This window comes from Sporosarcina sp. CAU 1771, assembly GCF_054482775.1.
Genome location: NZ_JBTLRN010000001.1, coordinates 443,262 through 457,611, shown reverse-complemented (window position 1 = coordinate 457,611; position 14,350 = coordinate 443,262). Strand labels below are relative to the sequence as shown.

Sequence of the window (14,350 nt, the reverse complement as noted above, 5' to 3'; positions counted from 1 at the left end):
CGCCTTGGAGTAATTGCATCCAGAGGCTTTAACAAGAAGGTGTTGAATTTCATTCCCTCTTGTTAAATTTTTCGTTGTATTCGATATACATAGGCAAGTATTTCTGCAATTGCTTTAAAGAACTCTTCAGGAACTGCACTACCTATTTCAACTTCATCATATAAAGCTCTTGCAAGAGGTCTATTTTCAACCATAACCACTTCATGCTCATTTGCGACCAATTTAATCTTTTGTGCGACGAAGTCTACGCCTTTTGCAACTATAACTGGCGCATCCATTTCTCCGTCACTATATTTTATTGCGATTGCATAATGAGTAGGGTTTGTAATTACTACATCTGCATCGGGAATTTCTTGCATCATCCTACGCATCGCCATTTCTCTTTGTCTTTGTTTAATGCGTGATTTGATAAGTGGATCCCCATCTGTGTTTTTATGTTCATCTTTAATGTCCTGCTTAGACATTCTAAGATTTTTTTCATAGTCATACTTCTGGTAAATAAAGTCAAGTATTGAGATGAATAGCAAAACAAATGATGCTACTATCCCCATCAGCGCGGTCAACTGGCCAACCGTCGATAAAATATCCCCTGGACTTTTAAAAGCTAGCGTTAAAACCTTATCCAGGTTTGTCCAAACGATAAGAAATGTTACAGTACCGATAAATGAAATTTTTAATATTGATTTCATTAGTTCAACAATGGCACGTATGGAAAAAATGCGTTTTAACCCTTTAATCGGATCTATTTTTTTCAAATCAACCTTTAGTGTTTCACCTGTAAATAGGAGTCCGAACTGAAACAAATTTCCCGCAATGGCTGCAATCATAGCAACCGCCATGACTGGCAATAGAATGAATGCCATTGCCATAAGCACATCCATATAGATAAGCATGACTGATTCAGCATCGAACTGTTTCATCGGTACATATTGTGTGAATGTTTGTGTGAAAAAGTGAAAGAAACGATCTCTCATAAACCCAGAGGCAAAAAAAAGAAATAAAAATACCGATAAAAGAACTATGGCGCTTGTTACATCTTGACTTTTTAGCACTTGCCCTTTCTTACGTGAATCTTGGCGTTTCTTTTCTGTGGCTTTCTCGGTTTTTTCTCCCGCGAAAAATTGTAGATCAAGACGCAACATCATGTCTAGCCACCTCCAAGGATAACCATTATATCTCTCATACTAATGATCATAAACTCAAATAACTGTTTCATAACTTCGATCATTACTGCCATCATCGTAAACAACACTAAAAAACTTACTCCAATTTTAATCGGAAACCCAACTACAAAAATATTCAATTGGGGAACGGTTCTCGCCGTTATACCGAGAGCCACATCTACAAGAAATAGAGTTGCCACAATTGGGATTGCCATTTGAAACGCAATCGCAAACGAGGCTACAAAAGTTGTTACTACAAATTCAGCCAATCTTTCATTCCCGAAGTCTGGCCACGCTTGGTCTATCGGGATTAATTGATAGCTATGAAAAATTCCGTCGAGCAGTAAATGATGACCATTAAGTGCTAATAATAATAAGATTGCAAGTGAGTTGAAAAACTGCCCCAGTAACGGAGACTGTGCTCCAGTTTGTGGATCGATAACGTTAGCAATTGCAAAACCCATCTGAAAATCGATGAACCCTCCGGCAACTTGAATTGCCGCCATCACGATATATGCAATCATGCCTATAGCTAAGCCGACAATCGCCTCTTTTAGCACAAGCAGTAAGTACGCTCCATCTACTTCCATTGGAGGTACATCTACCGTATAAGTAAACATCCAAGCAAGTAACGCCGCAAATATAATTCGTTGAGTTGTTGGAATCGACTTATATGAAAACAATGGAATCGTTACGAAAAAGGATGTAACCCGTGTCAGAATTAATAAGTATGTAGTCAATGATGGGATAAGTTCTTCCATTCAATCACCCAATGTAGTTAACCAGATTTTCAAATATCTCTGTTGCGAAGGTTGTAACCGTTGAAAGCATCCATGAACCAAAGAATATGATTCCAATTAAAACTGCAACTATTTTTGGAACGAATGCTAGTGTTTGCTCTTGAATTTGAGTAGTAGCCTGGAAAATACTAACCGAAAGCCCCGTTGCAAGTGCAAGGATAAGGAGGGGCCCTGAAGTTAGCAAGATAACTGATATAGCTCGTTCTGCAACTGTTATGACGATTTCGCCTGTCATTTAAACCCCTCCTAAAAACTTTGCAACAATGATTTGATAATAAGATACCAACCATCGACAAGTACAAACAATAAAATTTTAAACGGTAATGAAATCATAACCGGTGGTAACATCATCATTCCCATTGACATAAGTACACTTGCTACAATCATGTCTATAACCAAAAAAGGGATAAAAATCATGAAGCCCATCTGAAAAGCTGTTTTGATTTCACTTAAAGCAAATGCCGGAACCATCATCGTAAGAGGAATGTCGTTAATGGTATCAGGCCTCTCTGCATTGTTATATCTCAAGAACAATTCGAGGTCTTTCTGCCGTGTATGTTTACTCATAAACTCTTTAAAGGGAATACTAGCTTCCTCATACGCTTCCTCAAGTGTTAACTCCTCATTGAACAATGGCGTTAGCGCATTCTCATTCACTTGTTGAAATGTGGGTGCCATAATGAAAAATGTTAGAAACAGTGCTAGTCCAACGAGAACCTGGTTTGGTGGCATCTGCTGAGTTGCGAGTGCTGTTCGAACAAACGAGAGAACAATAATAATACGCGCGAAAGACGTCATCAGAATGAGTATGGCTGGTGCAATTGACAGTACAGTCAAAAGGAGCATCATTTTGATGGACGTCGATACATTAGACGGATCACTGTCCGAAAAAAACTCGACGAAATCAGTCATCTTTGTTGCGCTCCTTTTCAGTCAATCTGTTAATTTGCCTTTGCCTATCCTCTTTCATCTCTCCCAGCTTCGAGTTAAAGAGTTGACTAAAATCTTTATCTTTATCTTCATCTGAATGATAAGGGTTTGTTTTTTTAGCTTTCGTCAATTTCGTCAGGAGTTGTTCAAGCAAACCGCTTGTTCCATCTACTTGACTTTCTTTATAAAAACTACGCAAGTTTTCAAGTTCTTCAGGGTCTGTAATTTCTTTCAACAAACGAATATCCTCACCAACACCGATTAAATAATGTGTATCCCCGACAACTACAAGTTGTATGGATTTATTTTGGCCGAGTGCTATACCCCCCATGTTCTTCATCATACGATTTTTATCATACGTACGATTTCTTTTATTGAAGTACTTTAACAATCCAAAGAGTAGGCCAATGACAAAGATTAGAGCAAATAAAGTTTTTATGTAATCCCACGCCGATAACCCCTTAGTTGTTTCAACTGGTTTTTCATCGACGGCTGGAGTTTCAACCTTCTCGCAATCTTTTCCACTTTCGAAACAATCAAATATGCTGTCTTCAGGACTTGCTTGGGCAACTGTATTTGGTGATAACCAAAATAGAGAGAGTAGAAAAGTAATAACTACAAGTTTTTTTATTACCACTGCTAAATTCATCACGTTGCTTATCCTAATGCTTTTTCGATTGCTTCTACAACGCGGTCTGCTTGGAACGGCTTTACAATAAAGTCTTTTGCCCCTGCTTGAATCGCATCAATAACCATCGCTTGTTGCCCCATTGCTGAACACATAATAATCACGGCTGCAGGATCTTTTTCCTTGATTGCTTTCAATGATGTAATGCCATCCATTTCCGGCATTGTAATGTCCATCGTTACAAGATCGGGTTTCAACTCCATATACTTTTCGATAGCTTGCGCCCCATCCGCAGCTTCACCTACTACTTCAAAATTATTTTTCGTTAATATATCTTTAATCATCATTCGCATAAATGCAGCGTCATCTACAATTAAAATTCGTTTACCCATCTCAAATACCCCCTATTTTTTATCGTAAATTATTCAATCTCTCCGTCTGACTCAATATATCTGTAATACGAACACCAAAGTTTTCGTCAATCACAACTACTTCTCCTTTGGCAATAAGACGGCTGTTCACTAAAATATCCACGGGCTCTCCTGCAAGTTTATCTAGCTCTATAATTGAACCACTAGACATTTCCAAAATCTCTTTTACAGATCGTTGGGTTCGACCCAATTCCACCGTAACTTGTAATGGAATATCCATAAGCATGTCCAAGTTATGCGCTTCAGACTGGTTGAGTTTCGGGCTTTCAAAGCTAGCAAATTGTGCTTGTTGAACTTGTACTTGCGGTTGAACAGAGCGTGTTGGAGTTGGAGGTTGCTGTTCAGCATTAAATCCAAAAGCCTCTTGTTGTTGAATTGGAGGTTCGGGATTTCGATTTGGTTGTCCCATTGCTTGTTGTTCGCTTGCTGGTGAAGTTTCAAATGCTGGTTGCACTCGAGTCGGTGGCGCATCTGCTACTGTAGCCGCTTCTTCGCCAACTCCACTTATTAGTGAAGCAACAAGTTCTTTTCCAAATTCCAATGGTAAAAGCTGCATAATTTCAGAATCTATTAAATCCCCGACCTTTAAATCAAATGACACCTTAATTAATGGTTCATTATCGGGTATATGTTCTCTTCCACGATCCTCAGAAATATCGACCAGATTAATAGTTGGAGGTGAAATATCCACCTTCTTATTAAACACAGTTGACATTGAAGTCGCTGCAGACCCCATCATCTGATTCATTGCTTCTTGAACGGCACTCAGGTGAATTTCACCTAAGTCTTGATTAGGCTGTGTACCATCGCCGCCTAACATAAGATCTGCAATAATTGCCGCATCGCTTTGCTTAATGACTAGAAGGTTCATACCACTTAAACCTGCTGTATAACTAACTTTAATCGCAACATACGGATGAATAAATTCCGATTCGATTATATCATTATTCACAATAGATATAGAAGGTGTATTAATTTCAACTTTCTTACCTAAAAGACTTGATAATGCAGTCGCGGAACTTCCAAAAGAGATATTTCCAATTTCCCCAAGTGTATCTTTTTCCAATTCACTTATGTAATCTTCTGATACGAGGCCTGTAGATGGACTCCCACTTTCTTCTTCGCTATCCATTGAGATTCCACTTAAAAGTGCCTCGATTTCTTCTTGCGACAATGTATCATCACTCATCATTTTCATCCCCTCCAATCAATCGTTCTATAATTTGCACTGCCATTTGGCCTCTTAGATGACCAGGTTGTCCAGTAAACTTTGGAATATTGCCAACTTTAATAACTAATGGGTCGTCAACTTTGCAATTAAGAGTAATTACATCATCACGTTGAAGATGTAAAAAGTCTTCTATCGTTAACTTCCCTGTTCCCAGCTCTGCGATAATAGGTAACTGCGCTTTCTTTAATCGTTTTTCAATTTCTTGACTTTGTTCAGGCGTTGTTGCTTCTTTATTTGATTGCATCCAATAGCTAACGGATAAGTTTGGAACAATCGGCTCTAAAACAATATGTGGAATACAAATATTAATCATCCCACTGGATTCGCCAATTATGATATTGAATGAGATGACTACAACGGTTTCATTCGGCGAAATCATTTGTAGGAACTGTGGATTCACTTCCATTTCTGCTAAAAACGGATCGATGTCTATTAGACTAGACCATGCTTCGCGTAAATTATCAAATGACCGTTCAAATAAATTCGTCAAAATTTTGGTTTCAATTTCGGTTAAAGCATCCACTTTACTCGGTCCTTCTTCAACACCGCCCATTAACCGATTGAGCATGGAATATGCAATATTAGGATTGACCTCCATTAAGATATTTCCGTCAAGTGGAGGGACCTCAAAAATATTAATCAGCGTCATATTAGGGATAGAACGAATAAATTCTTCGAATGGAATTTGATCCACTGAAGCTACATTTATTTGGACATACGTTCGAAGTTGTGCTGAATAGTAAGTAGTAAGAAGTCTTGCAAAGTTTTCATGAATTCTTGTTAAACTTCGAATTTGATCTTTCGAAAATCGGAGGGCACGTTTAAAATCGTACACTTTGACCTTCCGGGTTTCTTCTTCGACTCTTATATCATCTGCGGTCATTTCACCTGTTGATAATGCAGATAACAGTGCATCAATTTCATTTTGAGAAAGTATATCTCCGGACATTTGGTCACCTCCTTGAAACATAATTACTGAATAATATAGGACACAATATACACACGTTCCACTTCACCCGATTGCATAAGCGGATTCAAGTAAGACTTTAACGAGTCTTCGAAAGCCTGCTTACCTGCTTTACCTTCAAGATTTTGAGGCGTCATTTCAGATAATTCTTGAATAACTATATTTTTAACTTGAAATTCACGTTTCTTCAACTCATCGGCAGCATTTGGATTATCCGTTTGTATTTTTAGAGAAATTCGAATAAATTGTCTACCTGATAGATTCGTAGTGATTTCATCTATATCTACGGAAGCCTCAATAATTTGATCGATTGTCGGTTCCGTATCTTTTTCCTCTTTATTGAAAGTTAAGTATAAGGCAAGGAAAATTATTCCTACCAATGTAAGACAAACAAGTATAATGAGGGTAATTGTTAATACTTTATTCTTCATTTCTTTCACCTCGGAAATGCGGATTTGACAGCAACTGAACCGTCTTATAAAATTCTGTAATTCGACCGACTACTTCATCAGCGGAATCGAGAACGATATACTTCGTTCCCGTTGTAAGTGTAATGGTAGTATCGGGAAATGTCTCTACCTTTTCAATATAAAGAGCGTTTAACGTGAAAACCTTACCATTCAAACTTGCGACCTGTATCATATGTAAGGGGCCGGGCTTAAAGAGCCGGCCCGACCCTCCTTTTTTTGTGAAAACTATGTTAGCGAATCTTATACCGTTGCTTGAATACTAATTTAAGAAGATTATCGTTTTAAATTCACAAGCTCTTGCAAGATTTCATCAGATGTAGTGATAATTCTAGTATTCGCTTGAAAACCACGTTGTGCGACAATCATCTCCGTGAATTCTTCCGCAAGGTCAACGTTCGACATTTCTAGGAAACCAGATTCCACATTCCCAATTCCACCTTGAGTCGGAATATTAACTAACGCTGTACCAGAGTTCGGAGACTGTTGAAAATAGTTACTTCCAACCTTCTCCATTCCTCCAGGGTTTGGAAACTTTGCGAGTACAAGGTGGCCAGCATATCTTAAGTTACTATTTTCATCAACAAACGACACCGCTCCATCTTGGGCAACACTCATACTTTGAGCCGTTGTAGGTATCAATATCCTTGTATTTGTTCCTAGTGTAGCTGTAGGTATTGCATCGTCAGTTGTTGCTGCAGGGTATGGATCTCTTCCCCCAACACCAACTAAATATTTTCCGCTACCATCTACTAGGTGACCACTCTTATCCATATAAAAATTTCCAGCTCTCGTATACTGAACATTCCCCAGTGCAGTTCCACTCATTTCTCCAACTTGGAAAAAGCCATCTCCTGCAACGGCAAGATCTAGTGTATTTCCAGTAAACTGTGTAGAACCTCCAGTATGAAGAGTATCGATTGCAGATATTTGCGAACCTAATCCTACTTGTTTCGGGTTCACTCCTCCTCTTGTATCATTACCTCCTGATGCTCCAGCTACTGTTTGTGATATCAAATCTTTAAAAACAGTACGTCCTTTTTTAAATCCGTACGTATTTACATTGGCAATATTATTTCCAATAACATCTAACTTCGTTTGAAAGTTCCGTAGACCTGAGATACCTGAGTACATTGAGCGTAACATAAAATAATTTTCCCCTCTCGATTTTGAGTGTACCGCATCTATCAGTCAGCGGTACGTGGCATCCTAAAAAGGTCCTGCCAGATTAACTAAGTACAATTGTTCCATCAATATTTGTAAATAATTGATTTTTTGCTTCCATGCGATCCATTGCTGTAATTACTGTTGAATTTTTTGCACTGACTATGAGTGCTGCTTGGTCCATCAGAACAAGTGATTCTTTTACTCCCTTGTTTTTCGCATCGTTCACCATATCTTTAACTCTTACCCAATCCGCATCCGATATTTGAATATTACGTTCTTTTAAACGATCTGCTGCATGCTTGCTGACTTTTAGTTCTACTGGCTGTATTGCATCGTTTAAATGCTCTAAAAACGAATGTTTTGGATTTTGCACCGCGCGTTTTGATTGCGCTTGCTGAATAAGAGGTTGAGATGGAATGCGATGAAGGTTTATCTTATCCATACATTCACTCCGTTCTTATTTAAGCACTAATTGTGGTGAAGTTTTTACTTTCAACACGAATATCGCCTTCTAAAATATACTCCAACTTTCCACCTTTGTTAGACACTGCAATAACTTTTCCTGTTTTCTCAACTTCTCCATCGGTGTAACCTACTGTCTTCCCAATAAGCATACTGGCGTCAACAAGATTGTTTGTATTGCCACCACCATCTGTTTTCACTTCTGAAATATTCCCAGGTGTAATGATTTTATCATTATCCAATAAGAATTTAATATCACCATTGTCGTATTTTATAGAGATAATTTGATTCGTACCCTCTTCAACTTCCAGTTTGCCGTCTTCACCTGTAATTGAATTGCCCCCCGCATCTACTTTTAATTGATGCCAGTGAACATTCTTTCCAACAAAACTTGTGTATTGTATCATTTGCGATTGACTTTGAGCATCTGCAAATTTTTCAAACGACTTTGCTAAGTTCGTTGTTTGCTCTAACGCTGAAAATTGAGCCATTTGTGCAATGAATTCATTATCTTTCATCGGATTCGTAGGGTCTTGGTTTTGCAACTGAGCAATGAGTAACTTCATGAAGTCATCCTTACCGAGCGTACCATCACCCGTCTTTCGATCGTCACGTTGTTTGTTAAGTAGAAAATCCGAACCTGAAATAGCTTTTTGTCCTTCAATAGGCATTTCTACGCCTCCAACTCAATCATGTATTCTTGAAACGTCATTTCTTCTTCCTGGGACTGTTCTTGATGCTCATTTGAATCTTCATGCTCTCGTCTAAAATGTTGGTTGAATTCTTGGTTACGTTCTTCCCTTGAAGCATTTTGTAATGTTTGAGAGATATCAATTCGCTCAACTTGTAAGTTTTGCTGTAAAAATGCTGCCCTTAATTGATGTAATTGACTATCAAGCATTTCTTTTCCTAAGGCTGTAGAAACAAGTATTCGTGCAGTCATGATGCCATTTACTTGTAGTAATTCGATACGAATTTGCCCTAAATGCTCTGGGTAGAGTTTAATAAGTAGCCTGTTCGTTCCAGGGGTTTGTCCAAAATTAGAACGGTTGAAAATTTGCTGCATTTCTTTCATCAACGCTTCATTACGACTAGTAGCCCGATTTTCCATTTCAGTAAATGATATTTCAGGTTTTGCAGTTAATTGTGTTCCTGTAATTGCATTCAGTACGAATGAGTCTTTGGCGCTTTGATTAGCATCTCGTTTTTCAGAATCTACATGAACTGAAAAATTCACTGTCCGATGTGTTTCTAAAAAGGCTACTGATCCCAAACGTTTCGTTGATGATGCATTCACCTTATTTTCTAGCTGTTCACTTGCACCTAGTAAAAATCTTTGAAGACTAAATAATTGTTGTTCTTGACTTGTAAGTAGATCCATCTTCGGGGCTTCAAGGACAGCAATTTTTAAATAAGCCAGTACCTCTACTGCTTGATCCGCAGTGACATTACCTTCGCCTTGCAAAGATGCAAGAAGCGTATCAAAAAATCGTGGTGCTACATCTTCAATTGTATTCAACATAGACCAGAAATCGTTCATATACTCTGTACTATTGACTTCTGCGCCACTTTCTTCCAGGAATGTTAATATACTCTTTATGACTCCCCCATAATTTCCACCAAATAATGACTCCAAATCTTCTATTGCCGAAATATCGGAATCTGTATCACCATTCACTTGAACGTTTAGAATTTGCTGAACTTCTTCAATAGACGATGCCTTGACTATCGACTGAATTGTAGATGCCAACTCTTCCAATGTTCCATCCGGCGAAGACACAGGCATTCCTGGATTCTCACCCAACCTAACACTATTAAAAACAGTTCCAAAACTCGATGTCCCGGATGAGTTTCCTTGTAAAGAACGATTTGGTGAAGTCTGAGTTGCACCTAAAGATACTGCTATATTCATTTTTTCACCTCCTTTAAAGTACTTTATTTAAGTTCTAGTCAATTTGACATAATCGACGTATACTTCGCTGCATCATCTGGTGTCATCTTTTCTAGAACGGCAGCAAGTGTGTCCGGCTTGAGACTAGTTAAGATACGAACCGCTTCGGTATCATCCATTTTCACAATTACTGGTGCTACAGATTTTGCTGACATCTTTTCAAAGGTCGAAACGATTTCTGTAAATTTCCGTTTCGTATCATCCTTTTCTAAACTCAGCAGTTCGATTTCATAAAGTAATTCTTCTTGCTTAAGCATTAGTTCTTGTTTTTCTTCTGCTGAAAGCGTTAATTCCTGCTCTAGTTTGAATAGCTGTGCCTCTTTTTCCTTTATTTCGGCCTGTAAATCCACTACCCGTTCCTCTAGTATTAAGTTATCAGTTCCCTCAGTCCCATCGTCTTTTGATTGCCCATCGACAAAGGGTAATTCAGAAGTCATTTCTTTTACTTTGTCGAATACATTCACATCAGTGAATTTCGCAATAATAAGGAGGACTGCAGAAACCGCTAACACTGGAATTAAGACAAAGAGCATGATTGTTAAGAACTTTCCAGAGGACTTTTCTTTTTTCGCCACATTACCACCCATTTTCTCTTCCGCGGAACTTCAATGTCGATAATTCATCGAGTAAACCCGCCTCTCGATACTCCATTTCAGTACGATAATTTTCGCGATCATTTTCTTTCATCTTTTCAAACTTTTTGACTTCGATTGTTCGCTCCAATAATTTATCTTCATACCAATTCATCTTAGAACGAGCTTGAATTACTTTTTGCTGAGTCGTGTGAATGTTTTTTTCTAAACTCTCTATGAAACGGACATAATAATGAATTTCATTTATCGTAGAGCCAGTTTCAAGGTGGGCTTGCTGCTTGCTAATTGTGTTCTCTTTTTGCTTTAACAACTCGTAAAGATCAGTAGCTACCGCTTCAAAAGCATCAACTGTGTTTTTATATTCGGATTCTGTCTCTACTTTTTCTTGCTCTCGAAAAGCTAGAACTTTTTCAAATCGATAATTGTAGGCCTTCACGATTGTTCACCACCCATACCAAGTGAGATGAGTTCTTCTATACTTTCATCAATCGGAACATTATCTTGATAGTTTTGTTTTAAAAACTTCGTAATGATCGGTTCGTATTCTATTGCTCGATCAATTTCTTTCGATGTTCCTCTTTTGTAGGCACCGATATTAATTAAATCCTCAGATTTATCGAATGTATAATACAATTCTCTTAATCTTTCTGCTGAGCGAACATGATTCGGTTCCGCTATGTGGTTCATTAATCGACTAACACTTTTCAATACGTTTATTGCTGGGTATTGACCTTTATTTGCAAGCGTTCTATCAAGTACAATATGACCATCCAGTATCCCTCTAACTGCATCTGCGATAGGTTCGTTCATATCGTCACCGTCGACGAGTACTGTGTAAAAGGCTGTGATTGATCCATACTGATTTGTCCCTGTCCGTTCTAACAACTTAGGTAAAATGGCAAAGACCGATGGCGTATAGCCTCTTGTTGCGGGCGGTTCTCCAACTGCAAGACCAATTTCACGCTGAGCCATTGCTACCCGGGTAACAGAATCCATCATCAACATAACGTTTAACCCTTTATCTCTAAAATACTCAGCGATTGCTGTTGCGGTAAAAGCACCTTTTATTCTCATTAATGCTGGTTGGTCCGATGTTGTTGCGATTACAATTGTACGACTTAACCCTTCTTGTCCAAGGTCACGTTCAATGAATTCCCTAACTTCACGACCACGTTCTCCAATCAAAGCGATTACGTTTAGGTCCGCAGTTGTATTACGAGCAATCATTCCTAGCAATGTACTTTTTCCAACACCAGAACCTGCGAATATCCCAATACGTTGGCCTTTACCTACAGTCAACATCCCGTCAATCGCTTTGACCCCGACAGAAAGCTTTTCATTAATCGGTGGCCGCGTTAGTGCATTGGGAGGATCCTGATCTGTTCGAACTGTTGTTAGACCGCTAGGAAGTTGACTTCCATCCATTGGATTTCCCATCGAATCAAGAACTTTTCCAATCAAATTCATACCCACTTTAACTTCTAGCGGTTTACCGAGCCCTTCAACGAGACAGCCACTTGATATATCACGAATATTCATATAAGGCATTAAAATGACTATCTCTTCTCTAAAGCCGACTACTTCGGCTTTCATTATTGAATTTTCCTTTGTTGAGTTATTTAAATGGATGTGGCAAACATCACCAATTGAGCTTTCTGGACCTTCTGATTCAATCATTAGCCCAACGACGCGGACAACACGACCGAATTTTTTAAACGTATTAAGTTTAGGTATATATTCGGTCAATTCTTCCGCTTTTCTCATGGCTTGTTAGCCCCCATTTTCCAAGAGTTCAATAAGTTGTTCTCTTAACTCATTTAATTGGTCATCAATACCGACTACGATTCGTCCATGATTCGTTTCTATAAAGCATTCTGTCGCTTCAATGTCTTCATTAACAAACAATAAGAAGGGTACTTCAGGCGGAAATATAGCTGAAAGTTCATCCCGATTGTTTGAAACCAGTTCAAAGTACGTCGTTGACACGTATACTTTGATTGTTTTCATTTCACGAACTTCTTTAATTGCTCTTCGAACTACCGACAAAAATATTTCCTCGTCTTCTTCAAGTTTTAGACCGATAATTCGTTCAGCGGATTGCATGGCGATTTCAAGAATGACACGCTCTTTTTCAGCGATATATTCATTGGCATTCTTTTCAGAAAGCACAGTAGTTTGGTTTGCAAGGGAAACGGATGTAGCCATTTCTGCAGTGACTTTTTTTCTACCTTCTTCGTATCCCGTCTGAAAGCCTTCGTCATATGCTTTTTGCTCTAATTTCGGCTTTTCATCTTCCCAAGCCTTATGCATAGCTGCAATATCTTCTGTTGCAGTTAACCTCATAGTTTCAATAGCGAGCTTTTCTTCTTCTAAGGAACGGTATGCTTCACTCATCAAATGATCTCGTTCAGCAAGAACATCTTGAACAGTCAGTTCCTGTTGAGCACTGTCCTTTTGATTAACATGCAGATTCCGAATACCTATTTGCCGCGTTTCTCCTTTGTACACCACTTTGTTCAGTGAACGGATTACGTTAGACAATGATATCATCCCCTCCACCACGGGCAATAATTATTTCACCAGCATCTTCAAGCCTTCTAATTATTGTAACAATGCGAGATTGTGCTTCTTCTACATCACGCAATCGAACGGGTCCCATAATTTCGATTTCTTCTTTAAATGACTCAGCCATTCGTTGCGACATGTTTTTGTATAATATTTCCTGAACTTCTTCACTCGACACTTTTAGTGATAATATGAGATCTTCATTTTCACAATCACGAATAACTCGCTGTATAGAACGATTGTCCAATGTAACAATATCCTCGAAAACAAACATGCGCTTACGTATTTCTTCTGCAAGCTCTGGATCTTGGATTTCAAGTGCATCAAGTATCGTCTTCTCGGTCGATCGATCTACTCCATTTAACACTTGAACAACCGCATCGACGCCACCCGTTTCTGTAAAGTCTTGCGTGACTGTCGAAGATAGCTTTCTTTCGAGCACTGCTTCGATCTCGCTAATGACTTCTGGTGAAGTCGAGTCCATTGTGGCAATCCTTTTTGCGATATCAGCTTGTACCTCTTGAGGCAGCGATGATAAAATAATACCCGCTTGCTGTGCTTCTAGATAAGATAAAATTAAAGCAATTGTTTGTGGATGTTCATTTTGAATAAAATTTAAAATTTGGCTTGGATCTGCACGTCTAGCAAAGTCAAAAGGTCGAACTTGTAATGAGGATGTTAAGCGATTAATAATCGCTTGTGCATGATCCTTTCCAAGTGCTTTTTCTAATACTGTTTTCGCGTAACCTATTCCACCTTGCGAAATATAATCTTGAGCAATTGCAATATTATGAAACTCTTCGATAATTTCATCTTTAACGACAGTATCGACTTTTTTGACTCCAGAGATTTCAAGGGTTAGTCGCTCAACTTCCTCTTCACTTAAATGCTTATAAATGGAAGCTGCTACTTCAGGTCCGAGAGATATGAGTAATAGAGCCGCTTTTTGTTTGCCTGCCATTTGTTTTTCTTTTTTAACCAACGTCTATCCCTCC

Annotated in this window: 19 protein-coding genes; all 19 read right to left on the bottom strand. The window is 38.6% G+C overall.

Translation table 11 applies throughout. The features are described from left to right. Positions 1–62 precede the first annotated feature (62 nt). The 19 genes from flhB to fliG all read right to left on the bottom strand — a co-directional run bounded on the left by flhB (position 63) and on the right by fliG (position 14,337). Positions 63–1,145 carry a flagellar biosynthesis protein FlhB gene (gene flhB, locus ACXYMX_RS02305; protein WP_459042596.1) on the bottom strand — a complete coding sequence of 361 codons (1,083 nt, stop codon included), beginning with the start codon at positions 1,143–1,145 and terminating at the stop codon, positions 63–65. Positions 1,146–1,147: 2 nt separating this feature from the next. After that, positions 1,148–1,924 (bottom strand): flagellar biosynthetic protein FliR, encoded by a 777-nt coding sequence (fliR, locus tag ACXYMX_RS02300; RefSeq protein WP_459042595.1) that lies wholly within the window; start codon positions 1,922–1,924, stop codon positions 1,148–1,150. Positions 1,925–1,928: 4 nt separating this feature from the next. Continuing rightward, complete coding sequence (fliQ, locus tag ACXYMX_RS02295) at positions 1,929–2,198, bottom strand: flagellar biosynthesis protein FliQ (protein ID WP_459042594.1); 270 nt, start codon at positions 2,196–2,198, stop codon at positions 1,929–1,931. A gap of 11 nt (positions 2,199–2,209) precedes the next feature. Further along, a complete protein-coding gene (gene fliP, locus ACXYMX_RS02290; protein ID WP_459042593.1) occupies positions 2,210–2,875 on the bottom strand; it encodes a flagellar type III secretion system pore protein FliP in 666 nt (221 codons plus the stop codon). Further along, positions 2,868–3,542: a flagellar biosynthetic protein FliO gene (locus tag ACXYMX_RS02285; protein WP_459042592.1), complete on the bottom strand. Its 675-nt coding sequence runs from the start codon at positions 3,540–3,542 to the stop codon at positions 2,868–2,870. The genes fliP and ACXYMX_RS02285 overlap by 8 nt, the downstream gene beginning before the upstream one ends. An 8-nt stretch (positions 3,543–3,550) precedes the next feature. Beyond that, on the bottom strand, positions 3,551–3,913 hold the full coding sequence (locus ACXYMX_RS02280) for a response regulator (protein WP_459042591.1): 363 nt from the start codon (positions 3,911–3,913) through the stop codon (positions 3,551–3,553). Positions 3,914–3,932: 19 nt separating this feature from the next. Further along, a complete protein-coding gene (fliY, locus tag ACXYMX_RS02275) occupies positions 3,933–5,141 on the bottom strand; it encodes a flagellar motor switch phosphatase FliY (protein ID WP_459042676.1) in 1,209 nt (402 codons plus the stop codon). Then, on the bottom strand, positions 5,134–6,132 hold the full coding sequence (gene fliM, locus ACXYMX_RS02270) for a flagellar motor switch protein FliM (protein WP_459042590.1): 999 nt from the start codon (positions 6,130–6,132) through the stop codon (positions 5,134–5,136). Before fliM ends, fliY begins: the two co-directional genes overlap by 8 nt. Before the next feature lie 23 nt (positions 6,133–6,155). Further along, positions 6,156–6,581: a flagellar basal body-associated protein FliL gene (fliL, locus tag ACXYMX_RS02265; RefSeq protein WP_459042589.1), complete on the bottom strand. Its 426-nt coding sequence runs from the start codon at positions 6,579–6,581 to the stop codon at positions 6,156–6,158. Beyond that, entirely contained in the window at positions 6,571–6,792 is a 222-nt protein-coding gene (locus tag ACXYMX_RS02260) for a flagellar FlbD family protein (protein WP_459042588.1), read from the bottom strand. Before ACXYMX_RS02260 ends, fliL begins: the two co-directional genes overlap by 11 nt. Positions 6,793–6,893: 101 nt before the next feature. Further along, positions 6,894–7,763, bottom strand: a complete 870-nt coding sequence (gene flgG, locus ACXYMX_RS02255) for a flagellar basal body rod protein FlgG (protein WP_459042587.1) — start codon at positions 7,761–7,763, stop codon at positions 6,894–6,896. Between the two features lie 82 nt (positions 7,764–7,845). After that, positions 7,846–8,226: a TIGR02530 family flagellar biosynthesis protein gene (locus ACXYMX_RS02250; RefSeq protein ID WP_459042586.1), complete on the bottom strand. Its 381-nt coding sequence runs from the start codon at positions 8,224–8,226 to the stop codon at positions 7,846–7,848. A 19-nt stretch (positions 8,227–8,245) separates the two neighbouring features. Continuing rightward, positions 8,246–8,917, bottom strand: coding sequence for a flagellar hook assembly protein FlgD (gene flgD / locus ACXYMX_RS02245; RefSeq protein ID WP_459042585.1), 672 nt, complete (start codon positions 8,915–8,917; stop codon positions 8,246–8,248). Between the two features lie 2 nt (positions 8,918–8,919). Continuing rightward, the gene (locus ACXYMX_RS02240) at positions 8,920–10,158 is read right to left on the bottom strand and encodes a flagellar hook-length control protein FliK (RefSeq protein WP_459042584.1); all 1,239 of its coding nucleotides are present in this window, start codon (positions 10,156–10,158) and stop codon (positions 8,920–8,922) included. Positions 10,159–10,196: 38 nt separating this feature from the next. Beyond that, entirely contained in the window at positions 10,197–10,772 is a 576-nt protein-coding gene (locus tag ACXYMX_RS02235) for a MotE family protein (protein WP_459042583.1), read from the bottom strand. Between the two features lies 1 nt (position 10,773). Beyond that, positions 10,774–11,226, bottom strand: a complete 453-nt coding sequence (gene fliJ, locus ACXYMX_RS02230; RefSeq protein WP_459042582.1) for a flagellar export protein FliJ — start codon at positions 11,224–11,226, stop codon at positions 10,774–10,776. Continuing rightward, a complete protein-coding gene (gene fliI / locus ACXYMX_RS02225) occupies positions 11,223–12,554 on the bottom strand; it encodes a flagellar protein export ATPase FliI (protein WP_459042581.1) in 1,332 nt (443 codons plus the stop codon). The genes fliJ and fliI overlap by 4 nt, the downstream gene beginning before the upstream one ends. A 6-nt stretch (positions 12,555–12,560) precedes the next feature. Beyond that, complete coding sequence (gene fliH / locus ACXYMX_RS02220; protein ID WP_459042580.1) at positions 12,561–13,331, bottom strand: flagellar assembly protein FliH; 771 nt, start codon at positions 13,329–13,331, stop codon at positions 12,561–12,563. Further along, positions 13,324–14,337, bottom strand: a complete 1,014-nt coding sequence (gene fliG / locus ACXYMX_RS02215; RefSeq protein ID WP_459042579.1) for a flagellar motor switch protein FliG — start codon at positions 14,335–14,337, stop codon at positions 13,324–13,326. The genes fliH and fliG overlap by 8 nt, the downstream gene beginning before the upstream one ends. Positions 14,338–14,350: the final 13 nt, after the last annotated feature.